The following is a 25,417-nucleotide window of genomic DNA, read 5'->3' on the forward strand; positions in this document are numbered from 1 at the left end:
TGCCGGTGCCGCGCGGCCTTCTCCTTTTTTCTCCTATTCCTTCTTCTCCTCCTCGTGCTTCGCCCGGCTCGGCTGGACCCGCTTCGGCTCGCCCGGCATCTTCGGGTAGTCCGGGGGGTACGGCATGTCGCCGAGGCCGTGATCGTGTTCGTGACGGTCCGCCAGCTCCAGGGCCGCGTCCAGGGCGAAGGCGTGCTCGTCCATGTCCGCGTGCAGGTCGCCCAGTTCCGCGAAGCGCGCCGGCATCGTCACGATGTCGAAGTCGCGCGGCTCCGCCGAGTCCAGCTCGTCCCAGCGCAGTGGTGCCGACACCGGGGCGTGCGGGCGGGGCCGGATGGAGTAGGCCGAGGCGATCGTGCGGTCGCGGGCCGTCTGGTTGTAGTCGACGAAGATCCGCTCGCCGCGCTCCTCCTTCCACCAGGCGGTGGTGACCTTCCCCGGCAGCCGCTTCTCCAGGTCGCGGCCGATCGCGATGGCGCACCTGCGGACCTCCGTGAAGGTCCATCGGGGCGCGATCGGCACGAAGACGTGCAGCCCCCGCCCGCCCGAGGTCTTGGGCCAGCCGCGCAGGCCCAACTCCTCCAGCAGCTCGCGCAGTTCGTGGGCGACCACGACCGCGTGGTGGTAGTCGGTGCCCGGCTGCGGGTCCAGGTCGATGCGCAGTTCGTCGGGACGGTCGGTGTCCTCCCGGCGCACCGGCCAGGGGTGGAAGGTGAGGCAGCCCAGGTTGGCGGCCCACAGGACGGCGGCCGGCTCGGTGGGGCAGATCTCGTCGGCGGTGCGCCCGCTGGGGAAGGCGATGTGGGCGGTGGGGATCCAGTCGGGCAGGTTCTTCGGGGCCCGCTTCTGGAAGAAGGACTCGCCCTCGACCCCGTCCGGGAACCGCTCCAGGGTCGTGGGCCGGTTCCGCAGGGCGCGGGTGATCCCGTCCGCGACGGCGAGGTAGTAGGCGGCCACGTCCCCCTTGGTGAGGCCGCGCTCCGGGAAGTACACCTTGTCGGGGCTGGACAGCCTGACCTTCCGGCCGCCCGCCTCAAGCTCGATCGCGTTGCCCGCAGCACCCATGTGCGCCACGGTAGGCGTGCCCGGCCGGGCCCGCACACCGAGCACGTCCGGGCGTGCCACCGCAGAATCGGAGACATGGATCTGCCGGTGATGCCACCTGTGAAGCCGATGCTCGCCAAGTCGGTGTCCAAGATCCCGCCGGGCATGCAGTACGAGGCCAAGTGGGACGGTTTCCGCGCGATCGTGTACCGCGACGGGGACGAGCTCGAGCTCGGCAGCCGCACGGGCAAGAGCCTGACCAGGTACTTCCCCGAGCTGGTGACGGCGCTCAAGACCAATCTGCCGGACCGCTGCGTCGTCGACGGGGAGATCGTCCTGATCCATGGCGGACGGCTCGACTTCGACCGGCTCAGCGAGCGGATCCATCCCGCCGCGTCCCGCGTGAAGATGCTCGCGGAGACGACCCCGGCCGGCTTCGTCGCCTTCGATCTGCTCGCGCTGGGCGACGAGGCCCTGCTCGACCGGCCGCTCACCGACCGCCGCTCCGCCTTGACCCGCATGCTCTCCACCGCTCGGCCCCCCGTCCATCTCGCGCCCGCGACCACCGACCCCGCGCTGGCGCAGGAGTGGTTCGAGCGGTTCGAGGGCGCCGGGCTCGACGGGGTCGTCGCCAAACCCCTCGATCTCCCCTACCGGCCGGACGCCCGACTCATGTTCAAGATCAAGCACGAACGTACGGCCGACGCCGTCATCGCGGGTTTCCGTTTCCACAAGAGCGGTCCGATTGTCGGATCGCTGCTCCTGGGCCTGTACGACACCTCCGGCACCCTCCAGCACGTGGGCGTCTGCGCCGCCTTCCCCATGAAGCGCCGAGCCGAGCTGATCGAGGAGCTCGCGCCGCTCCGGATGCCCGGCCCCGAGGGCCACCCGTGGTCCGCCTGGGCCGAGGAGGCGGCCCACGAGAGCGCCCGGCTGCCCGGGGCCCAGAGCCGCTGGACCGGGAAGAAGGACCTCTCCTGGGTCCCGCTGCGCCCCGAATGGGTCTGCGAGGTGGCCTACGACCACATGGAGGGCGACCGCTTCCGGCACACCGCGCAGTTCCGCCGCATGCGCCCCGACCGGGAGCCGGGCAGCTGTACGTACGCCCAGCTGGAGGAGGTCGTCGGCTACGACCTCGCCGAGGTCCTCGGCACCGCCACCGCCTGACGCCGCCGCCTGACGCCACCGCCTGGTACCGGCCGGCTGGTACCCCCGCCCGACGTCGGCCGGCCGCGGTCCCTTGACCGCGGTGTCGCCGACTCGGGAGCATCCGGGGTGAACGCACGCGACCGAGCCGATCAGGAAGGGCATGGCCTTGGCCCCGTCCAGCACCCTCGCCGAGCTCTTCGAGCGGTTCCGGCACGAAGCCTTCCGCCTGGAGACCCTGGACGACTACAGCGGCTCCGGGAACGTGGACGCCTACCGGGCGTTCCAGGCCGGTCGGCCGCGGCCCGAGGGCCACAACGCCGCATGGGTCGCGGAACTGCGCGGCCTCGCCCACCAGGGCAAGCGCGTGTACCGCGTGCACGTCCTCAAGCGCCCGCTCACGGAGTACCTCCGCTTCGAGCTGGGATGGGGCTACCGGACGGGCATGACCGGCGGGGAAGAGTTCTTCATCCTGGACGTGACGGACGCCCCCGACCCGCTCGCAGGCGTGCCGGACTTCTGGCTCTTCGACTCCACGGACACGGCCGTCCTGCGCTACGACGGTGCCGGGGTGCTGCGACGACCCGATGTCCGCCCGCGGGAGGAAGCCGCCGCGTACGCGGCCCACCGGGACACGGCGCTCGCCCACGCGGAGCCGTTCGAGGAATGGTGGGCCAAGTACGGCGGGTGACCGGGCGGGAGGAGCGCCCGGCCCCTGTCAGCCCTTCGTGAGCTCCTCCCACCGCGCTCGGCTCGGGCCGGCGTCGTTCGGGACGTAGCCGGGGCGCTCCGCGAGCCAGCGGGCCACCCGCGCCCTGGTCTCCGGGTCCGCGTAGGCCCGCTCCGGGGGGTCGGCCAGGTGCCGGACCCTGGCCCGCGTCCGCATCACCTCCGGGTCCTCCAGCGCGCACTCGAACAGCGCCGCCGCCTCGCGGGCCGCCCCCGAACGCCCGGCCCTGGTCGCGAAGCGCTCCCCGATCGCCTCGTCCGCGACGACCTGGAAGTCGAACCAGGGCTTGAGGGTGCGGACCGTCCACGCGTGGTATTCGGCGGCGAACCGGACCGATCCGGGGTCCTGGTGCGCCGTACGGGCCACTCTGCTCGCGGCCCACAAAGCCAGCGAAGTGCCCTGCCCCAGGGTCGGGTTGGTGTGGGTGACGGCGTCGCCGACGGGCACGAACCCGCACACCACCGGCCCGTGCCCGTCGACCAGCGCACTCCAGCGGTTGTCCAGGCCCGCCGTGGCCAGCACCTCCGACATCGGCTCGGCTCCCAGGTCCAGCCAGGCCCCGCCGGGCGGGAAGGACCGGGCGGCGGCCTCGAAGACGGCGGGGTCGCGCAGCGCGGAGCGCGTGGGGTCCTCGGTGTGCACGAACAGGGCCACCGCGAAAACCCGGTTGTCGGCCGGGAAGACCGCGCAGCCCGCGAAGGGGCCGCCGGACACGGCCCACGGCCGGCGCGGTCCCTCTTCCCGGCCCTCGGGCAGCCGGTACCAGCGGCAGAAGTAGGCGAGGCCGGTACGGTGCCGCTCCACGACGCCGGGCCGGCAGCCGGCGGCCGCCAGCCACCGCTCGGCGCCGCCTCGGCGGCCCCCCGCGTCCACGACGAGGTCCCCGGTGTACGCTCCGGCCTCCGTGGTCACACCGGTCACGCACACGGCCCCGGAGCCACCCCACCGCCGACCGGCGGGAAGGCCGACAACCCGTACGCCGGCGCCAAGATGTACGTGAACCCCGAATGGTCCGCCAAGGCCGCCGCCGAGCCGGGCGGCAGCAGGGTGGCGAACCAGCCCACCGCTGTCTGGCTGGACCGCACCGCCGCCATCGCGGGTGTCAACGGCGGGATGGGGCTGCGCGCCCACCTGGACGCCGCACTCGCCCAGAAGGGCAGCGGCGAGATGGTCGTCCAGTTCGTGATCTACAACCTGCCCGGACGCGACTGCTCCGCGCTCGCCTCCAACGGCGAACTGGGCCCCACCGAGATCGACAAGTACAAGACCACCTACATCGACCCGATCGCCGCCATCCTCGCCGACGCCAAGTACGCGGGGCTGCGGATCGTCACCACCGTCGAGATCGACTCGTTGCCCAACCTGGTCACCAACGTCTCCGGACGCCCGACGGCCACCGCCAACTGCGACGTGATGAAGACCAACGGCAACTACATCAAGGGTGTCGGCTACGCCCTGAACAAGCTCGGCTCCATCGCCAACGTCTACAACTACGTGGACGCCGGCCACCACGGCTGGCTCGGCTGGGACGACAACCTGGGCCCCTCCGCCGAAATGTTCAAGCAGGCCGCCACCGCCGAAGGCTCCACGCTCGCCAAGGTCCACGGATTCATCGTCAACACGGCCAACTACAGCGCCCTCAAGGAGGACCACTTCAAGATCGACGACTCGATCAACGGCACCTCCGTACGCCAGTCGAAGTGGGTCGACTGGAACCGCTACACCGACGAACTGTCTTACGCCCAGGGCATGCGCACCAAGCTGATCTCCCTCGGCTTCGACGCCAACCTCGGCATGCTCATCGACACCTCCCGCAACGGCTGGGGCGGCACCGCCCGCCCGACCGCACCCGGTGCACTGACGAGCGTGGACACCTACGTCAACGGCGGCCGCTACGACCGGCGCATCCACCTCGGCAACTGGTGCAACCAGGCCGGAGCCGGCCTCGGCGAACGGCCGCAGGCCGCCCCCGCCGCGGGCATCGACGCCTACGTGTGGATCAAGCCCCCGGGCGAGTCGGACGGCGCGAGCAAGGAGATCCCGAACAACGAGGGCAAGGGTTTCGACCGCATGTGCGACCCGACGTACACGGGCAACGCGCGCAACGGCAACAGCATGTCGGGCTCCCTCCCGAACGCGCCGCTGTCGGGCCAGTGGTTCTCGGCACAGTTCCAGGAGCTCATGAAGAACGCCCACCCGGCACTGTGATGCACTGCTGATGAGGAGCCCGGTGCGGTACGGAACCCGGATTCCGTACCGTACCGGGCCTCGGCACATTCGCAAGGCACCGGTAACCAGAAGTCCCCGACCTCAGATTCAGGCCTCCTACGCATGCGAACCAGGTCCGGACCTGTTCCGCGTTTTCACAGTTCACCGGCCATACGAAGCAATATCGGAGCCCTCGGTCCGCATCGTTTCGGCACGGAGGCCAGGTTGGGGAGACGCGCGAGCACGTTCCAGTCCCGTGGAGCCGCCTGGCGTCATCAGGGCCTGCCGAGAACGGTCGATCTTCCCGTGCACCACGGGAAGATCGTGCGCAGGCCCGGGGACGGGCTCCGCCCCTTAGTGACGCTCCGATTAGTAACGCTCCGAACGACTTGACACGATTTCAGGAGGAATCCCGCACGATCAGTTCCGTCGGGAGGACCCGATGCGGCTCCTCGTCCGCGTCCTGCCTCGGTGCGGCTCCAGCCCGGGACCCCTCTGCGACCTTCTGGAGGATCAGCCGGGTCATCGTGCGGCCCATCTCCTCGATCGGCTGGCGCACGCTCGTCAGGGGCGGGTCCATCAGACGGGCAACCACCGAGTCGTCCACCCCGACGAGGGCCACGTCCTGGGGGATCCGACGTCCGGCCTCGCGCAGTACCCCGCGCGCGCCGGCCGCCATCACGTCGGAGGCGGCGAAGACCGCGTCCAGGCCGGGGGCGCGCTCCAGGAGATCCCGCATGGCCACCCGGCCACCCTCCTCGGTGAAGTCCGCGGTCGCCACCAGCGACTCGTCGGGCGCGATCCCGGCCTCGGCGAGCCCCGCGCGGTAGCCACCCAGACGGGCACGAGCGACGTACATGTCCAGCGGGCCGCTGATGGTGGCGATCCTGCTGCGGCCGCGCCCCACCAGGTGGGCGACGGCCGCCCGTCCCGCGCCGATGTTGTCGGAGTCCACGTAGGCGACGGGTTCGGCCTCGGAGCGCCGCCCGTTCATGACGACCGGCAGCCCCAGGCGTGCGATCCGGTCCGGCAGCGGGTCGTCACCGTGGACGGACGCGAGCAGTACGCCGTCGACCCGCTGGGCGGCCAGATAGTGTTCGAAACGCTGGCGCTCGGCCTCGGTGCGGACCAAGGTGAGCAGCAACTGCTTGTCGGCTTCGGCGAGCTCGGCGCTGACCCCGCGGATCAGGTCCAGGAAGTAAGGCTCCGAGAACACCCTGGCCTCGGCCTCCGGAATCACCAGGGCGACCGCGTCGGTCCGGCTGCCGGCCAGCGCCCGGGCCGCCTGATTGGGTACGTATCCGAGCTCCGCGACGGCGCGGGCCACGGCCTCCTTGGCCTGCTCGCTCACCCGCGGCGAGCCGTTGATCACCCGGGAGACCGTGCCCCGGCCGACGCCGGCCAGGGCCGCGACCTCTTCCAGGGTGGGCCTGCCGTTCTGCCGTCCGCTCACGACTCTCGAACTCCCCTCGCGCGACATCGCGCTCCGCGCCGGGCGTCTGGCCCAGCCGATTGATGCGGTGATCAGGCAAACTGATGGACCCACCAGTCGTGGCGGCACACATTGTGCCGAAGAGGACGTGGGAGCGCTCCCACACTAGACCCGATTTCCCTTTGGCGCCATGGCCGCGTTTACAAATTGACGGCCGAGCCCCCACCGGACACACGTGCGTCATAAATTCGTGTTCATCTCTTGACATTCACACCCGCCAGGCAGCAACCTTCCGGCAACGACGTGGGAGCGCTCCCATCCAGGGGTGCGACAACGGCCTTCACATCAGGTCCGGGCAGGGCCCTCGCTGAGCCGCGAACAGCCCGCCGAACTCCCTGGCGCACAACGAGCAACGCCTTGGACGAGGAGAGTGGAATGCGCACTACCAGCAGCAGACACGGACGCGGACGCCGTGGCGCCGCTATCAACGCGATCGCTGCGGCCGTCGCCATCGTGACCGGTGCGGCCTTGCTCACCGGTTGCGGCGGCGACGACGGTAAGGACGACAGCGCGGCGGGCGGCGAGCAGATCACGCTGCGGATCGGCACCTTCGGTTCCTTCGGCTACGACGACGCGACCGGGGCCAAGCTCTACGCCGAGTACGAGAAGGCCCACCCGAACATCAAGATCGAGGAATCGAACGTCGCGGACGGCCAGAAGTACTGGGACACGCTCAAGCTGCGGCTCTCGCGCGACAGCGGGCTCGCGGACATCCAGGCCCTGGAGGTGGGCTACATCGCGGAGGCGACCGGTCCCGCCATGGCGGACAAGTGGACCGACCTCGGCAAGACGGGCGGCGCCGACCTCGGCGCGTTCGTCGACTGGAAGGTCAAGCAGGCCACCACGGGCGACGGCAAGGTCATCGGCCTCGGCACGGACATCGGCCCGATGGCCATCTGCTACAACAAGGCCCTCTTCGCCCAGGCCAAGCTCCCGACGGACCGCACCGAGGTCGCGGGGCTCTGGGCCGGCGACTGGGCGAAGTTCATCCAGGCCGGCGAGGCGTACAAGAAGAACGCCCCGGCCGGGACCGCCTTCCACGACTCCGCCAGCGGCCTGTTCAACGCCGTGATCTCCAGCCAGCCCGTGCAGTACGCGAACACCAAGGGCGAGCTGGACTACGAGAACAGCCCGGGCGTGAAGAAGGCGTGGGACACCGCCGTGGCGGCGGCGAAGGGCGAACTGACGGGCAAGCGGGCGGGGCGGGGGCAGGAGTGCGTCCTGCAGGCGGGCGACGCGGCGGCGGCGACGAGGAGCGACGTGCGCAGGAGGTTCAGGGCAGCCATGGCTGCCCTCCTTGGTGCCGGGTGCCGGGTGCCGGGTGCCGGGTCCGCCCGGTCCGTTGCCCTCACTACGCCATCCGGGAGACCCTGGGGGCATGACACGGGAACACGTGACGTGCCCCTCGCGGCCGCGTCTGGCGCCATGCGCCCGCGCGGCCGGCCGCGGAGTCGAGGTGACCCGGGTGGGCGACCGGTGGCGGGTGACCCGGCCGTGGCCGCCCGTGCTGCGGCCGGTCCTGTACAGCTACGCCGGCTACTGGGAGGCCACGGCCTCGCCCTACCGGGCGCGGCTCGTCCCCACGGGGCGGGCCGTCGTGGTGATCAGCCTGGGGGAGCCGTTCGCCCGCATCCGCCGGCTGGGCGACACCGGCCCGGGCGACCGGGTGACCGGCTCGCTGGTCGCGGGCCTGGAGGACGGGCCCCGGATCTGCGACCACCCCGGCGGCCAGGAGGCGATCCGGCTCGAGCTGACCCCGCTGGGCGCCTACCGGCTGTTCGCCCTGCCGATGCGCGAACTGACCAACCGGGTGGTCGAGCTCGGAGACGTCCTGGGACCCGGTGCCGGACTGCTGGTCGAGCAGTTGGCGGCCGCCGGCGACTGGGCGGCCCGCTTCGACCTGCTGGACGCCGCGCTGTCGGCCAGGCTCGAACGCGGCCCGCGGCCCGCACCCGAGGTGGGCCACGCCTGGCGGCTGCTGTCCCGCGCGGGCGGAGCGATCCCCGTCGGCCGGATCGCCGCCGAAGTGGGCTGGAGCCAGGGCCACTTGGTCCGCCGGTTCACCGAACAGATCGGGTTGACGCCCAAGACCTCCGCCCGCGTGCTGCGCTTCCGCCACGCCGTGGGACTGCTCACCCGCGCCGACCCGAACCTCGCCGAAGTGACCGCCGCCTGCGGCTTCTACGACCAGGCCCACCTCAACCGCGAGTTCCGCGCCCTGGCCGGGACCACACCCGGCCGGACGGCCGCGGCCCGTGTCGCGGAGGGGGCCCTCCTCGCACCGTGAGGCGCGGGGAGGGCCCACAGGTCAAATTCGTCCAAGCCATACGGCCCCGCGCCCGTCGATAGTGGGCCCGTTCACAGTGGATCAGGCACCCGGGCACGTGCGGGGGCTGACTGGGCGAGGGCGGAGCCCGGCCCAGAGGGGAGCATTCGATGGAAGACCTGCTGCGCATCCTCGTGGCCGGCGCGCTCACGGGCGCCTTGATCGGAGTGGCGGGGGCCCTCGGCCGGCGCAACCGCAGGCGCCGGGAGGGCGGGGACCCGAACAACCGCTGAGCGGGACAGCCGCCGACCCCGTGCTCCGTCAGGCCCTGGCCACGGTCTCCGCGAGGTGGTCCACCACCTCGCTCAGCCGTCCGTGACGCCGGTACACGGCCCGTTGCCGGGTCGCCCCGTTGCCCTCGGCCCGGACCCGGTCGAGGAGGGTGTCGACGAGCTCCAGGTCCCCGGAGGAGGCGAGCCCCGGGGCCGCCCGCTCCCGCAGCCGGGCCACCAGGGTCCAGGCCGGCAGGGAGATGCCGCTGAGCGGGTCGAGGCCCTCGCCGTCCAAGCCGTGCACGGCCGCGCGCCGGTGCGCCTCGCGCAGCAGTGCCGACCCGGGCGCCGGGGCCGGGCCGCCGTCGGCCGCCTCCGTGCCCAAGGTGGCGGCGAGTCCCCGTACGAGCAAGGCCAGGAGCACGACGGTGTCGAGCCCGGCGTTCACGTCGGCGACGCGGACCTCCAGGGTCGGCACGTGCTCGGACGGGCGGGCGTACCAGTAGATCATCCGCCGGTCGAGCACCGTCCCGCTGCGCACGAGCTCGTCGGCGCAGCGTTCGTACGCCGCCTCGTCCAGGACCGGGGCGGGCCCCACGGTGGGCCAGCGGGCGTACTCGACGGCGCGCCAGCTGTCGTGGCCCGAGTCCTTGCCGCGGTCGAAGGGGGAGTTGGCGGCGAGGGCCTGGAGCGAGGGCAGCCACGGGCGCATCCGGTTCGCGAGGTCGAGGGCCTGCGCCCGGCCGCTCACCCCGATGTGGATGTGGCAACCGCACACCGCCTGGTCGAAGTTCCCGATGGCCGATGCGAAATGCGAGGCCATCCTCCGGTAGCGCTCGTCGCGGGTGACCGTCAGGGGATGCTCCGGCGGTACGACGGGCGTACCGGAGGCCAGCAGCAGGCAGTCCTCGGCGGCCGCGGCCAGGATCAGCTCGGCCCGCAGCCGGGCCAGCTCCGCCCTGAGCTCGGCCGGGTTCGCCGTCGGGCTGGTGCACACCTCCACCTGGGCGGTGAAGAACTCCTGCTGCACCAGGGGGCCGAGCGTCCGCGCCGCGGCCTCGATGACGCGCGGCGCGCGCCCCACCGGTGCCCGGCTGCGGCGGTCGACGAGCAGGAATTCCTCCTCGACGCCCATCGTCAGCGCCGCGACCCGGCCGGGGGCGGCCTCGGGCGGCAGGTCGTGTGCCGGGGCGGCGCCTTCCCGCCCGGCGGAACGCGGCAGTGCGGTCGGTGACATGGACGGGCCCCTCCGTGGATCGGGACCGCTCGCGCGGGTCGCTCGCGTGCTCGGCCAGACCGGATCGGATCCGGCTGACGGGCGCCTACCCCTCGGGTCGCCGCTCACGCGGGGCCCCCGGCCATCAGCACGGTTCCGGGACGAAAGGGAGCCACTCCCGGTCCGGCGCGGAGGGGATCACCGTGTAGCTCGCCTCGGGCAGCTCGTTCCACACGCCCGGCAGGTCCCCCAGCGGCTCGGACACCACGAGGCGGGACTCGTCGGAGATCTCCTTGAGGTACTCCACCTCCGGGTGGAGGCGGCGCACGGTCTCGGCACGGCTGCTGTAGAACAGCGACCGGGACGCGCCCCCGCTGGAATACCGGAAGGCCCAGAGCCGCTCCCCGTCGCTGACCGCGACCGTCATCTGCAGCGGCTGCGCGACGCCGTGCTCCTTGCCGAGGCGCTCCACGAGCCCCGCCATCCTGGCCACCGCCCCCGGGACGTCCTGGTCGAGCCCGTAGGTGACCGCGAGGTAGAACATCACCTCGGAGTCGGTGGACCCCTCGATGGCCGGGAAGAGCGCCGGGTCCACGGCCAGGCAGAGGTCCCGCTGCAGCCGGTGGAAGTCCGCGATGGCCCCGTTGTGCATCCACAGCCACCGGCCGTGACGGAACGGGTGACAGTTGGTCTGCTGGACGGCCGAGCCCGTGGAGGCGCGCACGTGCGCGAAGAACAGGGGCGAGCGGACGTGCGCCGCGAGTTCGCGCAGGTTGCGGTTGTTCCAGGCCGGAGCGATGTCCCGGAAGACCGCCGGCGTGCCGTCACCGTTCCCGCTGTACCAGCCGAGGCCGAAGCCGTCGCCGTTCGTCGTCTCGACGCCCATCCGGGCATGGAGGCTCTGGTTGATCAGCGAGTGCTCCGGACGGTAGAGCACGGCGTCGAGCAGCATGGGCGAACCCGAGTAGGCGAGCCAGCGGCACATTGCGAACCATTCCCTTCGCGGCCTTTCCGAGCTTAGTCCGTCTCGTCCGGATCTTGCCGGGCTCGCGGCCCGCGCGCCACGCGGGGGCCGCGGGCCCTCCGGCACATGGGCGGACGGGGGAGGTGCGTGCCATGATCGAGGGGTGAAGGGCGATGCCGCGCCGATGGGTGAGGGCGCCGCACCCGAGGTGCTGGCGCTCGCCAGGGTGGTGGCCAGACTCCGGTCGGAAGTGGCCGACCTGGAAGGCGGCGCCGCGACCACGGCCGTGGTGGAGCGCGCCACGGGTGCGGTGATGGCCCAGGAGCGGCTCTCCGCCGACGCGGCGTGCGAGATGCTCCTCGGCCGGGCCCGCGAGCGCGGCCGCACCCTCCTCGAGGAGTGCTGGATCACGCTCGGGCCGGGGTTCGCCGTCTTCGCGCTGGGGCTGGCGTAAGGGCCGGCGTAAGGGCTGCCGCCGGAGCTGCGGGCGCCGGGCGCGGTGCACCGCCACGAAACGAGAGCGCCGCTCCCCGGGGGGAGCGGCGCCCTCGCTGTCCGCCGGCGCCCCTGGGGCGGGCGGGCCGGCGGGCCAGCGACGGCGCCCCTGGGGCGGGCGGGCCGGCGGGCGTGCGCGGGCAGTGGGGTCGGTGGGCGCGGGGCGGCGCGACCGCCCCGCCCCGCGCCGGCCGCGCCCAGTCCGTGCTCCCGTGCCCGGTCCGTGCTCAGTCCGCGTCGAGCGCGAACCCGGCCTCGCCCCGGACCCGGCCGTTGACCTGGAGCTGCACCAGGTGCTCGCCGGAGTGGTAGCGGCGGGTGGTGATCGGCTTGAAGGAGTGCCGCTTGGTGCCGGTGAGGGTTTCGCCGGGAGCCATGCGGCGGGTGGTGAGCTTGAAGACCTTGGGCGTGCGGGTGCCGTTGGCCTTGACGTGGTGGACCACGTAGTCGATGACCAGCTCGGCGGGGAGCGCGCCGGTGTGGGTGACGGCGTAGTCGAAGACCAGGTACGAGCCGACGGCGACGCGCGGCGTGGTCACCACCGGCCCGCCCACGGTGACCGGGGCGTCCGGGTCGTGGCCCAGCAGGGTCAGTGCTCCGGGGTGCCCGGCCTTGATCAGGGTGCGCAGCCCGTGCCGGACGACGCGGTCCGTCGTCGGGGCGGGGTCGGCCCGCCAGCCGGCGGCGATGTCCACGGCGAGCCCGGGGTGGTCGCGGCTGATGTCGTTGAGGTGGTTGGCCACGGAGCGGCGCACGTACTCGGACTCGTCGCGCCGCAGGGCGTCGAGCACCGGCACGGCGGGCCGGGGGTCGGCGATGAACGCGGGCAGGTGCGGGGCCCACGGCAGCCGGGGCCGGGTGCCCTCGCTCGCCAGCCGCCTGACGTGCGGGTCCGGGTCCGCGGTCCAGCCGGTGATCACCGCCAGGGCGCGGCCGGGATCGGCGCGCAGGAACGGGCGGACGGCGGATTCGGCGGTCAGCCGGGGCGTGAGGTCGTGGAGCAGCGCGAGGGCCGGTTCGAAGGCCGCCAGTCCGCGGACGGCGACGGCCTCGTTGACCGGGAAGGTCATCCAGCCCGTGAAGGCGGGGTCCTCCAGTGCCGTGCGCAGCACGGCCTCGAAGGCCGGCCAGTCCTCGGGGAGGTCGGTGAGGGCGGCGTCGCGGACGGCGGTGACGCGGGTGCTGAACCCGAGCCCGTCGAGGTTCGCGGCGCGGGCGAGGAGGGCGGGTGAGCGGCGTCCGCGGGCCGCCCGGGCGAGCACCCGGGCCAGGTTACTGACGGTATCCGCGCTGAGGAGCTCGTCGGCTGTGGGCATGGGGCCAGTCTGGCGGACGGAGGCCCTGGATTGGGGGCCGGAAAACTTGCACGGGAAAGTTTTGAATCGGACATAACGGGCAGGGCTACGGTTTCCGCATTCCGGAAACTTGGGCGCCGAGCCTTCCGAACGGAGATTGGGCGCCCGAGTGAACCTTGTATTACGGGAGCGTGAACTGTCCCGACCTCAGGATTCCAAGGGCCTTGGGCCCGTGGACTACCGGACTTAAGACCTCCGGATGAGGAAACCGCAGCATCTAACGTCCCTACTCATGACACAGCTGGACGTTCGGCCCCCGGTCGGAGACACGGTAAGCGGCGCCACCCGCGAGGGCGGCTCCGGCGGCGATGTCCGCGGCAAGGGCCTGGGCAAGGGCTCGGTCGGCCTGGTGGGAAGCGCCGTCATCGGCATCTCCACCGTCGCCCCCGTCTACTGCCTGACCTCGACCCTCGGGTCCACCGCCGGCGAGGTCGGCGTCCAGATGCCGGCCGTCTTCCTGGCCGGCTTCCTCCCGATGCTGCTGGTCGCCTTCGCGTACCGCGAGCTCAACAAGTCCATGCCCGACTGCGGCACCTCCTTCACCTGGACCGTGAAGGCCTTCGGCCCGCGGATCGGCTGGATGTGCGGCTGGGGCCTGGTGATCGCCACGATCATCGTGCTCTCCAACCTGGCCGGCGTGGCCACCTCCTACTTCTGGCTGCTGGCCGGCGAGATCACCGGCAACCCGGCGATCGCCGCCCTCGACGACAACAAGCTCGTCCACATCGCCACCTGCCTCACCCTCATCGCCGTCGCGACCGCCATCAGCTACCGCGGCATGACGGCCACCAAGGGCGTCCAGTACGCGCTGGTCGGCCTCCAGCTCGCGGTCCTCGCCATCTTCGTGGTGATGGCCTTCCAGAAGGCCTCCGCGGGCACCTTCGACACCGGCCTGGACTTCTCCTGGCAGTGGATGAACCCCTTCGCGGTCGAGTCCATGGCGGCCTTCACCGCCGGACTCTCGCTCTCGATCTTCATGTACTGGGGCTGGGACGCCTGCCTGGCCACCAACGAGGAGACCACCGGCTCCACCAAGACCCCCGGCCGCGCCTCGCTCATCGCGATGGTCGTCCTCGTCGGCTCCTACCTGGCCACCGGCATCGCCGCCCAGATGGCCGTCGGCTCCGGCACGGTCGGCTTCGGCCTCGGCAACCCGGAGACCTCCGGCAACGTCTTCGCCGCCCTCGCCGGCCCCGTCATGGGCCCGGGGCTCGGCGTCCTGCTCTTCGTCGCCGTCCTGGCCTCCGCGACCGCCTCCCTGCAGACCACCTTCATCCCGGTCGCCCGCACGGTCCTGGCCATGTCCACGTACGAGGCGCTGCCGCCCTCCTACGCCAAGGTCCACCCGAAGTTCAAGACCCCCGGCCGCGCCACCGTCATGGCGGGCGTCGCGACCGGCGGCTTCTACACCGTGATGACCCTGGTCAGCGAGAACGTCCTCACCGACACGATCTTCGCGCTCGGCCTGATGATCTGCTTCTACTACTCGCTCACGGCCTTCGCCTGCGCCTGGTACTTCCGCGGCGAGCTGCGCCGCTCCGCCCGCGACCTCTTCTTCAAGGGCGTCTTCCCGGTCCTCGGCGGCCTGCTGCTCGCCGCCGTCTTCTTCAAGACCCTCTACGACGCCTGGGACCCCTCCTACGGCTCCGGCTCCACCATCCCCGGACTCGGCGTCGGCAGCGTCTTCGTCATCGGCGTCGGCCTCCTGGCCCTCGGCCTGGCCGTCATGTTCGTCACCGAACGCCGCAGCCCGGCCTTCTTCCGCGGCGAGGTCCTGACGAAGTCCACCCCGGCCCTGGTCGTCGAAGACTGACCGACCGTTGTTCACCCCCATGGCCTCCGCGACCTGGACCTGGGTGGTGTGCTGCCGCTTGCGGACCTCCGCGAGGCGGTGCGCGCGCACGACGGCGATCATCTCCGCCGCGCCCCGGTCGATCTCGTCCTGCTCGGCGGGCGAGAAGGTGAACTCCTCGACGAGGTCGTCCCAGCGGGCGACCTTTGGTGTGCGGTCGGGCGTCGGCATCACGGGGGTCCTCCTCCTGCTGTTTCAGGTAATCCTCGTACGCCGCCTCGGCCCGGGGGATTCCCGGAATCGCGGAACGGGTGGGAGCGGACCGGTGACCCGTAGCCGCACGGGGTCGTTGGGCCGGGCATGAACGCCATCAAGCGCAGCCTCGCCGCCCTCGTCCTGTCCGGGGGAGCGGCCCTCGCCCTGACCCCCGCCGTCGCGCACGCCGCCGACGAGCCCGCCATCCAGGGGCCCCCGATCACCCAGCGCGTCGGCGACATCGTCGACCACCCCGGCGGCGCGATCAAGGACGCCAAGACCGCGGTGGAGGTCACCGCCTCGGCCGCCGGATCCGCGTCCAAGGCCACCGACGCCTCGCTCGCCGGAGCCGGAACGGCCCTGTCCGCCGGACTACCGAAGCCCCCGAAGGTCGGCGGCTGACCCAACCGCGGCCCGCGCCCCCCAACCGCAGCCCACTCGCCGCCGAAACCCGCAGATTCTTCCACAGACGCCAGCGTCAACCACACATCGTCCGCGGCTACTTCGGCGGCCCGCACGTCCGCTACGTCCTGAACGAGAACCCTTTGAGTTTCTGATCAATAGATGCCCTCAGCCACCGGTTGACCGGGTGTGCCCACCGGCCTCCCCCTGCCCGCGCTCCCGCCGCGAACTACAGGTCAGGCCTGCGCGCTGCGGTGCCTCTTCCCCATCTCCGCCGCGTACGACTTCGTGGACGACCCTCCGCTCCACTCTCCGCATGCGCACGCAGCCAGGTACCGCAATCGGCCAGTGCACCCCGCGGTCAGCGGGGCCCCTCCCCGCGTGTGCTCGTGAGCCGGCGGGCATACCGTTCCGTCCCCGTGCAGTCCGGTGACCTTGATCCTGTGTAGCGGCATGAAGCCCCCCGTTGAACAGTCGAGATTTGCAACCTCTGACCTGCGGCTCTCCGTCAGACCACTACGTTGACATGGGTTACCGAGTGATCTCCACTCATCGGACCGGGCTGCCGGTCTGCCACCAGCGAACTCTGTATGCGCAGCAGGCCGGGTCTGCGTCTACGGCCACGAGAACCAGCAGTTCGTCCTGAGTTAGGCGGGCGAAGTCCCGAGTTGCGCGCCGAACCGTGACGCCCAGCACCTGAGCCGAGTGGCGCGGCGTGACAGCCGGGTGCGATGCCACATAGACCAGAATGGCTCGGTCACGCCGGTACGTATCCCGGAGCAGACTTTCAGCGAAGAGCGCGGCCGCGCACACGCAGAGCGAAAGCGAGACAGCGACGACTGCATAGTCATGGCACACCTGCCCAAAGACGGCAGAGACTGCACCTAAGGGTTGTCCCGTAACTGCTGGTCACGGGTGAGATGATCTTGGTGTGGCTGGTGTGATCACGGCGTCGGAGCCGTCCTGGATAGCCCCGTTCACCGGGCTGAGCCCGCGCTGTTTCGGGAAGCTGGTGACCGTGCTGCGGCGTGAGGGTGCGGACGCGGTCCGCAAGGGCCGGCCGTGGAGCCTTCCGCTGGAGGACCGGGCACTGCTGGTCGCGGCGTACTGGCGGACGAACTTGACGATGCGCCAGCTGGCCCCGCTGTTCGGGGTGTCCAAGTCGGCCGCGGACCGCATCATCGCCCACCTCGGGCCGATGCTTGCGCTCCAGCCCCGCAAGCGGTTCGCCAAGGACACCGTGCTCATCGTGGACGGCACCCTGGTGCCCACCCGCGACCACACCATCGCGGCGCAGTCGAAGAACTACCGGTACTCCACCAACCACCAGATCGTCATCGACGCCGACACCTGCCTGGTCGTCGTGGTCGGCCGGCCGCTTGCCGGAAACCGCAACGACTGCAAGGCCTGGGAGGAATCCGGTGCCAAAGCCGCCGTCGGCAAGACACTCACGATCGCCGACGGTGGCTATCCCGGCACCGGACTCCTCATGCCGCACCGCCGCCGCAAGGGCGAAGAACTGGCCGACTGGAAGCGGGATCACAACAAGTCCCACAAGCAGGTCCGTGCACGCGTCGAGCACGTCTTCGCCCGTATGAAGACCTGGAAGATCCTCCGCGACTACCGCCTCAAAGGCGACGGCGTCCACCACGCCATGCTCGGCATCGCCCGACTGCACAACCTCGCCCTCGCCGGATAGGCAAGCGGCTCGTACATCGAACGGCCACGTCCAGGAAGACCCAAAGATCATTTACGGGACAGCCCTTAGGGCAGCTCTCGGCCGCAGCACATGGCCGGGCTACGGCAGCACGCGAGATGCTCGCCTCCATCGGGGCCAATGCAGAGAGCCGCAGCGGCTACCTCGCCGCGTATCCGGCGCTTCAGGCCCGCAGCCAGGCCTGCGACGTGGCCTACCTCCGAGCCTCCAACCGCCTTCTTCGCCGGGCTGCATCGGGTCGGCGTCCGCCGGCTCGACTTCCTCGACCGTGGCTCGTTGGTCCAGCGGGCCCGTCCTGGTGGGTCGAGATGATCCGGTGTTCCGGCGCCGTATGGCGGAGCATCCCCGAGGCGGCGCCGGAGTTCGCGTTGGGGATGCCGCTCAATCACCCGGCCGTCGCTGGCGTCACTGCCGGGGCGGAACAGTTGGGTGCGAGCTGCCGGGCCAAAGATGTCCGGGGCTCGTCGGCCCTGTACGAAATCACGAGGCCGGTCGGACCCGGTGGCCGCCCAGCATCAGCCGGCGTCCGCATCCGCCCCGGCAAACAGGAAGAGACCCGTCAGCTTCACACCGAGCGGCACAAGGTCTGGGAGCGCGCCCGCGCCTACGGCGACGCGACCCAGGTCCTGATGGCCGAATGGCGCCACACCAACACCTAGTGGTCCGTCTTCGGGGCGCCCTGCTCCGCGAACGCAGCGGCAGTCAGCACACGGCGCAGCACGTCGGGCCCATCGTCGCCTAGACCAGACTTATTCGCCGCGTACGTGAGCAGCTGGTTGAAGCCGTGCGTTCCGTACCCTTCAAACCACTGATCCAGGGTGAGTTCGCCGCCGAAATTGGCGCGATAGTCATCCCTGTCGCGCTGCTGGACAGCTGCGATTACCTCCACCGCGTGCTGGATCGCGGCTGGGGAAACCCCATGCAGTTCAGCCTCCGCGCGCAGCTGCTCCTCGCGGGCAGACTGGTCCATGGCCGTCTCCTCGGTGTCGCGTATCTCCCGAAGCGAGACTCATTGAGATCCCAGGAATGTGTACAGCCTTCCATACCTGGCCGCAAGGTAGCGCCATCGAGGCGGGTCTCAGGGTGTGGGTCATACTGTCGCAGAACTCCTGGTACGCCTGTGAACCTGCTGCCGACCGCCACGAGCACAGACGTTCCAGGCCCCAGCAGCCATGCGTCGCCGTGCTCCCCGTCGGCTCCTTCGAGCAGCACGGCCGCCATCTCCCGCTGATCACCGACACGGCGATCGCCTGCATCCATCGGCCAGGAGATCGCTGACACCTACCCGGTCCGCCTGCTCCCGCCGATCACGATGTCGTGCAGCCACGAGCACGCCGCGTTCCCGGCGCCGTCACCGGTCCCGTGGGACCTCGACGGTGACCGGCCCGGCCTCGGTCAGCACCGTCTTGGGCCGGCAGCCATTGCGGGCGTTGCCACCACTGCGAGCGGGTTTCCCGGGTTCGGTCGTGGCGGCCAGATGCTCGTCCATCTCCGCGTCCAGGGCGTCCTGCAGCAGGTGCTTCGTGAGCTGTTGCAGCAGCCCGCCCTCGCCCAACAGCTACATCCCGCCCGCGCGGGCCTGCTCGGCCGCCAGCTCGGCAATCGACGCCACCACGTCCACCCCGGCGCCGCCGGCCTTCTTCCTCGGACCCATGTCCAAGACATCGGCCGAATCCGCCTCCGAGGAAACCGAATCCTCAACAACCGACTCGATCTGGCGACCCATCATCGTGCCCATCGGTGTCTCCCTTGCTCGGGACGTACACCTGATCTATGACACTCCCAATCATAACGGGGGCTGGCGCTTCGTCAGCGCAGTTGCTTATGACGTTGGTTCTATGTCTTTGGCGGCTTCCAGGGCTGTTGCCCGGTATGGGAGTTTTCTTTTCGGGCGTTCCGGGTTACCTCGTTCCGGGGTGGCGGTAGGGGGCGTCTTTTGGTGAAGGCATTGATGGGGAGGGCTTTATGAGGGTCGGTCAGCGGATAGTCGGCGGTGCTTTGGTGGTGGCGAGTGCGGGTTCGTTGGTGTTGGGGGTGGCGTCGGTGTCCTCGGCGGCCGAGGTGTCGGTGTTCATGGCGACGCTCACGCCCGCCTGGGCGAGCGCAGGGGCGTCGTCGGTGCCGTCGCCGGTCATCGCGACGAGCTTGCCGCCGGCCTCTTCCCGCGCGTTGAGGGCCATCCTGTCCTCGGGCGTCGCTTCCGCGAGGCACTCGGCGCTCCACGAGCGGATCTCGTACGGGGCGTTCCCCTCGCCGCGCAGGGCGGAGACCCTCAGCGTCCCCTTCGCCGAGCGCCACCTGGCGGCGGTCCTCGACCAGCGGCCGCCAGCGCGCCGGTCCCCCGGCTGACTCAACCCCCGCCTGATCGCGCCCGCCCTCCCGCCCGCTGCGGGTCCCCGCCCTCCGCCGCGACGCGCACGCCCCGTCCGACAGCCGCGCCGCCGCCCCTTCGGACGACCCGCAGTCCTCCGAACGGCCCGCCGGCCGGCACCCCTCCCGCACCGCGCCCGCTTCCCAGGACCGCCCCCGCAGACCGCTGGCCGCCCTCGCCGCGCGCCGCGGAGCGCTCCTCCCGCTGGGCATCGCCGTGGTCCTGCTGATCCCGCTCGCCGTGGCCTTCCCGGGCGCCGGCAGCTGGCCCGCGGCCCTGGCCGTCGACCTGTCCGGGCCGCTCGGCCGCGCCGGCGACTGGATCATCGAGCACCGCGACAGCCACCCGCTGTTCCTCTACTTCTTCGGCCACCTCAGCAACGCCATCGTGGTGTCCGTCCGCGTCGTGTACGTGCTTCTCCTCGCCGCCGGCTGGACCGGGGTCACCGCCCTGACCGCCCTCGTCGCCTGGCGCCTCGCCGGCATCCGGCTCGCCCTGACCTGCGCCGCAGCCTTCGCCGCCTGCGGGCTGCTCGGCATGTGGGTGCCGACCATGCAGACCCTCGCGCTGATGGTCGTGGCCGTCGCCGCCTCCGTCGTACTCGGCGCCCTGCTCGGCCTCGCCTCGGGGCTCTCCCCGCGCGCCGACCGAGCCCTGCGCCCCGTACTCGACACCATGCAGATCCTCCCCGCCTTCGCGTACCTGCTCCCGATGGTGCTGGTCTTCGGCATCGGCGTGCCCGCCGCCGTCCTCGCCACCGTCGTCTACGCCGCCCCGCCCATGGCCCGCCTCACCGCCCTCGGCCTGCGCGACGCCGACCCGGGCGTCATGGAAGCCGCCGCCTCGCTCGGTGCCACCGGACGCCAACGCCTGCTCACCGCCCGGCTCCCGCTCGCGCGCCGACAGATCCTGCTCGGCGTCAACCAGGCCATCATGACCGGCCTGTCCATGGCCGTCATCGCCTCCGTGATCGGCGCCGGCGGCCTCGGAGACCGCGTCTACCAGGCCCTCGCCTCCGTGGACGTCGGCGCCGCCCTGGCCGCCGGCATCCCGATCGTGCTGCTCGCCGTGGTCATGGACCGCACGGTCGACGCTGCCGGCCGCCGCATCGGCGCCGCCCCCGTACCCGGAGGTGAACAGCACCTGCTGCGGCGGGTGTTCGCCGGCTGGTACGGCCGCCTGCTCACCCTCCTCGCGGCCGTCGCCGTCGCCGTCGCCGGCCGCATCGCCGGCAGCTCCCTGTGGCCCGAGGCCTGGACCGTCCCCCTGGCCGGGCCGGTCAACTCGGCCGTCGCCTGGATGACGGACCACCTCTACTCCGGCGTACCCCTCGTCGGCGGCACCGCCGACTGGGCCGCCCGTTTCACCGGCTGGATCCTCGACCCGCTGCGCGGCGCACTCCAGGCCGCCCCCTGGTGGCTGCTCCTGCTCCTCGCCTGCGCGCTCGCCCTCCTCGCGGGCACCTGGCGCACCGCGCTCACCGCCGTCCTCGCCCTGGGCGCCATCGGAGTGCTCGGCGTGTGGGAAACCTCCCTGGACACGCTCTCCCAGGTCCTGGCCGCCGTCGCGGTCACCCTCGTCCTCGGCTTCGCGATCGCCGTGGGAGCCGCCCGCAGCGCCCGGGCCGAGCGGCTGCTGCGGCCCGTCCTCGACGTGTGCCAGACCCTGCCGCAGTTCGTCTACCTCATCCCCGTGGTCGCGCTGTTCGGCGTCGGCCGCGCACCGGCCGCCGCGGCCGCCGTGGTGTACGCGCTCCCGGCCGTCGTCCGGATCACCGTCCAGGGCCTGCGCGAGGTGGACCCGGCCGTCGTGGAATCCGCCCGCTCACTCGGCGCCACCCGCACGCAGCTCCTGCGGCAGGTCCAACTCCCGCTGGCCCGGCCCGCGTTGCTGCTCGCCGTCAACCAGGCCGTAGTGCTGGTCCTCGCCGTCGTCATCATCGGCGGCCTGGTCGGCGGCGGAGCGCTCGGCTACGACGTCGTCCTCGGCCTCGCGCAGGGCGACCTGGCCACCGGCCTGGTGGCCGGCGCCGCGATCGTCTGCCTCGGCCTGCTCCTCGACCGCCTCACCCAGCCCGCGAAGGAGGCCTGACATGCGCGACGCACACCCCCGGCGCACCCCGCGCCACCGCCGCGGCGCGGCCGTACTGGCCGCCGCGACCGGACTCGCCGTCCTCACCGGCTGCGGGGCCGCCGACATGACCCGCCAGTCCTCCCCGTACGCCGCCGCCCAGGGCGCCAAGACCGTCACCCTCTCCGTGCAGTCGTGGGTCGGCGCCCAGGCGAACACCGCCGTCGCCTCCTACCTCCTCGAACACGAGCTGGGCTACCGGGTGGACACCGTCCAGGTCGACGAGGTCCCCGCCTGGGACGCCCTCAGCCAGGGCCGCGTCGACGCGATCCTGGAGGACTGGGGACACCCCGAGCAGGAGGAGCGGTACGTCGCGGGCAAGAAGACCATCACCCCCGGCGGGGACCTGGGAGTGACGGGCCACATCGGCTGGTTCGTCCCCACGTACTTCGCCGAGGCCCATCCGGACGTCACCGACTGGAAGAACCTCGACAAGTACGCCGACCAGCTGCGCACCCCCGAAAGCCGCGGCAAGGGCCAGCTGCTGGACGGCTCCCCGTCCTACATCACGAACGACAAGGCGCTGGTGGAGAACCTGGGCCTGGACTTCGAAGTGGTCTTCGCCGGCTCCGAGGCCGCCCAGATCACCCAGATCAAGCAGTTCGCCAAGGAGCAGAAGCCCTTCCTGACGTACTGGTACGAGCCGCAGTGGCTCTTCGAGCGGGTCCCGATGACCGAGGTGAAGCTCCCCGAGTACACCGAGGGCTGCGCGGACGATCCCCAGAAGGTGGCCTGCGCCTACCCGAACACCCCGCTCCAGAAGTACCTCAACACGCGCTTCGCGGAGTCGGGCGGGAAGGCGGCCGGCTTCCTGAAGAAGTTCCACTGGACCAAGGAGCAGCAGAACGAGGTGTCCCTGATGATCGCTGAGGAGAAGCTGCCGCCGCAGCAGGCGGCGAAGCGGTGGGTCGAGCGCAACGAGAACGTGTGGAAGCCCTGGGTGGAGTGACGGGGTGACGGAGTGACGGAGTGACGTAGCGCCGACGCTACGGCCCGGTCAGGGCGGCGTCGATCATGCGGCGGGCCGTGGCCGTCAGCTCGGCCCGGTCCGGGGCCGGGCGGGAGCGGGCGAGGGCGCCGGCGAGGCGGTCGTAGAGCAGGCCGTCCGTCCAGGCTGCCAGCAGCTCGGCGGACTCCTGCGGCCGCCGCGCGCCGAGGGCCGCGAGCACGGCGGCCGCACGGGCCCGCGCTCCGAGGCCGGCCTGATGGAGCTCGGCCTCCAGTTCCGTGTTCCGTGCGGCCTCCAGGCTCAGCTCGAAGCGCGCGAGCTGCCGCGCCCGGCCGGCGGTCAGCCACCGGTACAGCAGGGCGCCGAGCGCCCCGGCCGCCGCATTCCGGTCGGACCCCACCGCGGGGGCGTCGCCGTCGAAGTCCGCGAGGTCGAGCTCGGCCAGCCTGCGGTAGCAGGCGCCGATCAGCGCCGTCCGCGTGCGGAAGTAGTAGGAGGTGCTCCCCGCGGGCAGCGCCGCCGCGCCGTCGACCGCGCGGTGCGTGAGCCCCCGCAGGCCCGCGTCGGCCACGAGGCCGATCGCCGTGTCCGCGATCAGGGTCCGGCCTGTTCCTTATACACATCTCCGAGCCCACGAGAGGATCCACCCGGGGTGGGGCGCCGGAAGCGGCAGAGGTGTATAAGAGACCGAAGTCTTGCAGCCCTTCTCCCTGGCACCTACGGTCGCTGCAATCCCCAACTCGGCCGTGACCGGTCCCCACCCGGCTCCGTGCCTCTCCGCCAGGAGGAACTCCGCATGTTCACCCCCGCACGCGCTGTCAGAGCCGCCGCCGCGTTGCTCTCCGTTTCCGCCCTCGCGGCCGTCGCCGCCGCGGCCGCGCTCACCTCGCAGGCGTCGCCGGCGTTCGCCGCCGCGCCCGGGGAGAAGGACGTCACCGCCGTGCTCTTCGAGTGGCGGTTCGACTCCGTCGCCAAGGCCTGCGGCGACAGCCTGGGGCCCGCCGGGTACGGGTACGTGCAGGTCTCGCCCCCGCAGGAGCACATACAGGGGGGCCAGTGGTGGACCTCGTACCAGCCCGTCAGCTACCGGATCGCCGGGCGGCTCGGTGACCGGGCGGCCTTCAAGGCGATGGTGGACGCGTGTCACGCCGCCGGCGTGAAGGTCGTCGCCGACTCCGTCATCAACCACATGGCCGCCTCCGACGGCACCGGGACCGGGGGTACTTCGTACACGAAGTACAACTACCCGGGGCTGTACTCGGGCGCCGACATGGACGACTGCCGGGCGACGATCTCCACCTACACCGACCGCGCGAACGTCCAGAACTGCGAGCTGGTCCAGCTCGCCGACCTCGACACCGGCGAGGACCACGTACGCGGCCGGATCGCCGGCTACCTCAACGACCTGTTGTCCCTCGGCGTCGACGGGTTCCGGATCGACGCCGCCAAGCACATGCCCGCCGCCGACCTCGCCAACATCAAGTCCCGGCTGGCGAACCCGAACGCGTACTGGAAGCTGGAGGCGATCCACGGGGCGGGCGAGGCCGTCTCGCCGACCGAGTACCTCGGCAGCGGCGACGTACAGGAGTTCCGCTACGCCCGCGACCTCAAGCGGGTCTTCCAGAGCGAGAACCTCGCCTACCTGAAGAACTTCGGGGAGGCCTGGGGCCACATGCCCTCCGGCCAGTCCGCCGTCTTCGTCGACAACCACGACACCGAGCGCGGCGGCGACACCCTCAGCTACAAGGACGGCTCCTCCTACACCCTCGCCAGCGTGTTCATGCTCGCCTGGCCCTACGGCTCCCCGGACGTGCACTCCGGCTACGAGTGGACCGACCGGGACGCCGGACCGCCCAACGGGGGCACGGTGAACGCCTGTTACTCCGAGGGCTGGAAGTGCCAGCACGCCTGGCGCGAGATCTCCGCGATGGTCGGCTTCCGCAACGCGGCGCGCGGGCAGGCCGTCACCGACTGGTGGGACAACGGGGGCGACCAGATCGCCTTCGGGCGCGGCACCAAGGCGTACGTGGCGATCAACCACGAGGGCTCGGCGCTGACCCGGACCTTCCAGACCTCCCTCCCGGCCGGCGGCTACTGCGACGTCCAGAGCGGCCGCGCGGTCACCGTGGACTCCGGCGGGCGGTTCACCGCCACCCTCAACGCGGGGACGGCCGTCGCCCTGCACATCGGCGCTCGCAGCTGCGGCAGCACGCCCACGCCCACCCCCACGGCCACCCCCACTTCCACCGCCGGGGCCTCCTTCGCCGTCAACGCCGCCACCGTGCTCGGCCAGAACATCTACGTCACCGGTGACCGCGCCGAGCTCGGCAGCTGGAACACCGCGAGCGCCCTCAAGCTCGACCCGGCCGCCTACCCCGTCTGGAAGCTCGACGTCACGCTCCCGCCCGGCACGGTCTTCGCGTACAAGTACGTCCGCAAGGACGCCGCCGGAAACGTCACCTGGGAGAGCGGAGCCAACCGGTCCGCCACCGTCCCCGCGAACGGCAAGGTCACGCTGACCGACACCTGGCGCAACTGACCCTCCCGTCCCGCCCCGTCCCGCATCCGAGGAGAACCGCCTTGATACGCCCCGCCCTCGCCGGCGCCGCGGGA

At 71.6% G+C, this 25,417-nt stretch carries 24 protein-coding genes and 2 pseudogenes; 14 read left to right on the forward strand and 12 right to left on the reverse strand.

Annotated features, from left to right (window positions below; translation table 11 throughout):
* Window positions 1-33: 33 nt before the first annotated feature.
* Window positions 34-1,065, reverse strand: a complete 1,032-nt coding sequence (gene ligD, locus DRB89_RS39895; RefSeq protein WP_112452802.1) for a non-homologous end-joining DNA ligase — start codon at window positions 1,063-1,065, stop codon at window positions 34-36.
* Window positions 1,066-1,140: 75 nt separating this feature from the next.
* On the opposite strand from ligD, the gene DRB89_RS39900 reads away from it, so the two are divergent.
* Window positions 1,141-2,211, forward strand: coding sequence for an ATP-dependent DNA ligase (locus DRB89_RS39900; protein ID WP_112452803.1), 1,071 nt, complete (start codon window positions 1,141-1,143; stop codon window positions 2,209-2,211).
* Between the two features lie 142 nt (window positions 2,212-2,353).
* Complete coding sequence (locus DRB89_RS39905; protein ID WP_112452804.1) at window positions 2,354-2,881, forward strand: DUF6879 family protein; 528 nt, start codon at window positions 2,354-2,356, stop codon at window positions 2,879-2,881.
* Window positions 2,882-2,908: 27 nt separating this feature from the next.
* Here DRB89_RS39905 and DRB89_RS39910 read toward each other — a convergent pair whose 3' ends face one another.
* Window positions 2,909-3,841, reverse strand: coding sequence for a hypothetical protein (locus tag DRB89_RS39910; protein ID WP_162688926.1), 933 nt, complete (start codon window positions 3,839-3,841; stop codon window positions 2,909-2,911).
* 33 nt (window positions 3,842-3,874) lie between these two features.
* Between DRB89_RS39910 and DRB89_RS39915 the strand changes: the two are divergent.
* Window positions 3,875-5,128: pseudogene (locus DRB89_RS39915) on the forward strand (glycoside hydrolase family 6 protein); the annotation flags it as partial.
* 400 nt (window positions 5,129-5,528) lie between these two features.
* Here the strand turns inward: DRB89_RS39915 and DRB89_RS39920 are convergent.
* A complete protein-coding gene (locus DRB89_RS39920) occupies window positions 5,529-6,608 on the reverse strand; it encodes a LacI family DNA-binding transcriptional regulator (protein WP_112452801.1) in 1,080 nt (359 codons plus the stop codon).
* Between the two features lie 1,130 nt (window positions 6,609-7,738).
* Complete coding sequence (locus DRB89_RS43455; protein WP_162688927.1) at window positions 7,739-7,906, reverse strand: hypothetical protein; 168 nt, start codon at window positions 7,904-7,906, stop codon at window positions 7,739-7,741.
* A gap of 179 nt (window positions 7,907-8,085) precedes the next feature.
* Between DRB89_RS43455 and DRB89_RS39930 the strand changes: the two genes are divergently transcribed.
* Both DRB89_RS39930 and DRB89_RS46175 read left to right on the forward strand, forming a co-directional pair.
* Window positions 8,086-8,907 (forward strand): AraC family transcriptional regulator, encoded by an 822-nt coding sequence (locus DRB89_RS39930; RefSeq protein ID WP_239516617.1) that lies wholly within the window; start codon window positions 8,086-8,088, stop codon window positions 8,905-8,907.
* Window positions 8,908-9,056: 149 nt separating this feature from the next.
* Window positions 9,057-9,179, forward strand: coding sequence for a hypothetical protein (locus DRB89_RS46175; RefSeq protein ID WP_275432057.1), 123 nt, complete (start codon window positions 9,057-9,059; stop codon window positions 9,177-9,179).
* A 28-nt stretch (window positions 9,180-9,207) separates the two neighbouring features.
* Here the strand turns inward: DRB89_RS46175 and DRB89_RS39935 are convergent, their stop codons facing one another.
* Both DRB89_RS39935 and DRB89_RS39940 read right to left on the reverse strand, forming a co-directional pair.
* Window positions 9,208-10,395: a glutamate--cysteine ligase gene (locus tag DRB89_RS39935; protein WP_112452795.1), complete on the reverse strand. Its 1,188-nt coding sequence runs from the start codon at window positions 10,393-10,395 to the stop codon at window positions 9,208-9,210.
* 124 nt (window positions 10,396-10,519) lie between these two features.
* On the reverse strand, window positions 10,520-11,359 hold the full coding sequence (locus DRB89_RS39940) for a class II glutamine amidotransferase (protein WP_112452796.1): 840 nt from the start codon (window positions 11,357-11,359) through the stop codon (window positions 10,520-10,522).
* Window positions 11,360-11,501: 142 nt separating this feature from the next.
* Between DRB89_RS39940 and DRB89_RS39945 the strand changes: the two genes are divergently transcribed.
* Entirely contained in the window at window positions 11,502-11,792 is a 291-nt protein-coding gene (locus DRB89_RS39945; RefSeq protein WP_343234836.1) for an ANTAR domain-containing protein, read from the forward strand.
* A gap of 268 nt (window positions 11,793-12,060) precedes the next feature.
* On the opposite strand, the gene DRB89_RS39950 is transcribed toward DRB89_RS39945, so the two are convergent.
* On the reverse strand, window positions 12,061-13,149 hold the full coding sequence (locus tag DRB89_RS39950; protein WP_112452836.1) for a DNA alkylation repair protein: 1,089 nt from the start codon (window positions 13,147-13,149) through the stop codon (window positions 12,061-12,063).
* A 271-nt stretch (window positions 13,150-13,420) separates the two neighbouring features.
* Between DRB89_RS39950 and DRB89_RS39955 the strand changes: the two genes are divergently transcribed.
* The 4 genes from DRB89_RS39955 (at window position 13,421) to DRB89_RS39985 (ending at window position 18,013) form a co-directional block, all read left to right on the forward strand.
* Window positions 13,421-15,001 (forward strand): APC family permease, encoded by a 1,581-nt coding sequence (locus DRB89_RS39955; RefSeq protein WP_112452835.1) that lies wholly within the window; start codon window positions 13,421-13,423, stop codon window positions 14,999-15,001.
* A gap of 339 nt (window positions 15,002-15,340) precedes the next feature.
* Window positions 15,341-15,637, forward strand: coding sequence for a hypothetical protein (locus tag DRB89_RS39965; protein WP_112452833.1), 297 nt, complete (start codon window positions 15,341-15,343; stop codon window positions 15,635-15,637).
* Between the two features lie 931 nt (window positions 15,638-16,568).
* The gene (locus DRB89_RS39980) at window positions 16,569-17,336 is read left to right on the forward strand and encodes a transposase (RefSeq protein WP_112452856.1); all 768 of its coding nucleotides are present in this window, start codon (window positions 16,569-16,571) and stop codon (window positions 17,334-17,336) included.
* 386 nt (window positions 17,337-17,722) lie between these two features.
* The gene (locus DRB89_RS39985; protein WP_162689151.1) at window positions 17,723-18,013 is read left to right on the forward strand and encodes a hypothetical protein; all 291 of its coding nucleotides are present in this window, start codon (window positions 17,723-17,725) and stop codon (window positions 18,011-18,013) included.
* On the opposite strand, the gene DRB89_RS39990 is transcribed toward DRB89_RS39985, so the two are convergent.
* A complete protein-coding gene (locus DRB89_RS39990; RefSeq protein WP_112452858.1) occupies window positions 18,010-18,324 on the reverse strand; it encodes a hypothetical protein in 315 nt (104 codons plus the stop codon). The two genes, DRB89_RS39985 and DRB89_RS39990, sit on opposite strands and share 4 nt — an antisense overlap.
* Window positions 18,325-18,474: 150 nt before the next feature.
* On the opposite strand from DRB89_RS39990, the pseudogene DRB89_RS39995 reads away from it, so the two are divergent.
* Window positions 18,475-18,699: pseudogene (locus tag DRB89_RS39995) on the forward strand (creatininase family protein); the annotation flags it as partial.
* Between the two features lie 6 nt (window positions 18,700-18,705).
* Here the strand turns inward: DRB89_RS39995 and DRB89_RS40000 are convergent.
* The 3 genes from DRB89_RS40000 to DRB89_RS40010 form a co-directional block, all read right to left on the reverse strand.
* On the reverse strand, window positions 18,706-18,909 hold the full coding sequence (locus DRB89_RS40000; RefSeq protein ID WP_162688929.1) for a transposase: 204 nt from the start codon (window positions 18,907-18,909) through the stop codon (window positions 18,706-18,708).
* A gap of 3 nt (window positions 18,910-18,912) precedes the next feature.
* Entirely contained in the window at window positions 18,913-19,092 is a 180-nt protein-coding gene (locus tag DRB89_RS40005) for a hypothetical protein (protein WP_112452860.1), read from the reverse strand.
* Window positions 19,093-19,330: 238 nt separating this feature from the next.
* Window positions 19,331-19,708 (reverse strand): hypothetical protein, encoded by a 378-nt coding sequence (locus DRB89_RS40010; RefSeq protein ID WP_112463698.1) that lies wholly within the window; start codon window positions 19,706-19,708, stop codon window positions 19,331-19,333.
* Window positions 19,709-19,890: 182 nt separating this feature from the next.
* Here DRB89_RS40010 and DRB89_RS40015 point away from each other — a divergent pair, with 182 nt between their 5' ends.
* Together DRB89_RS40015 and DRB89_RS40020 are read left to right on the forward strand one after the other, a co-directional pair.
* Complete coding sequence (locus DRB89_RS40015; protein WP_112463699.1) at window positions 19,891-21,816, forward strand: ABC transporter permease subunit; 1,926 nt, start codon at window positions 19,891-19,893, stop codon at window positions 21,814-21,816.
* A gap of 106 nt (window positions 21,817-21,922) precedes the next feature.
* Window positions 21,923-22,804 carry an ABC transporter substrate-binding protein gene (locus DRB89_RS40020; protein WP_239516937.1) on the forward strand — a complete coding sequence of 294 codons (882 nt, stop codon included), beginning with the start codon at window positions 21,923-21,925 and terminating at the stop codon, window positions 22,802-22,804.
* 37 nt (window positions 22,805-22,841) lie between these two features.
* Here the strand turns inward: DRB89_RS40020 and DRB89_RS40025 are convergent, their stop codons facing one another.
* The gene (locus tag DRB89_RS40025) at window positions 22,842-23,375 is read right to left on the reverse strand and encodes a TetR family transcriptional regulator (RefSeq protein ID WP_239516618.1); all 534 of its coding nucleotides are present in this window, start codon (window positions 23,373-23,375) and stop codon (window positions 22,842-22,844) included.
* A gap of 225 nt (window positions 23,376-23,600) precedes the next feature.
* Here DRB89_RS40025 and DRB89_RS40030 point away from each other — a divergent pair, with 225 nt between their 5' ends.
* On the forward strand, window positions 23,601-25,343 hold the full coding sequence (locus DRB89_RS40030; RefSeq protein WP_112463701.1) for a carbohydrate-binding module family 20 domain-containing protein: 1,743 nt from the start codon (window positions 23,601-23,603) through the stop codon (window positions 25,341-25,343).
* Window positions 25,344-25,417 lie beyond the last annotated feature (74 nt).

The organism is Streptomyces sp. ICC4 (assembly GCF_003287915.1).
Taxonomy (GTDB): domain Bacteria; phylum Actinomycetota; class Actinomycetes; order Streptomycetales; family Streptomycetaceae; genus Streptomyces; species Streptomyces tritrimontium.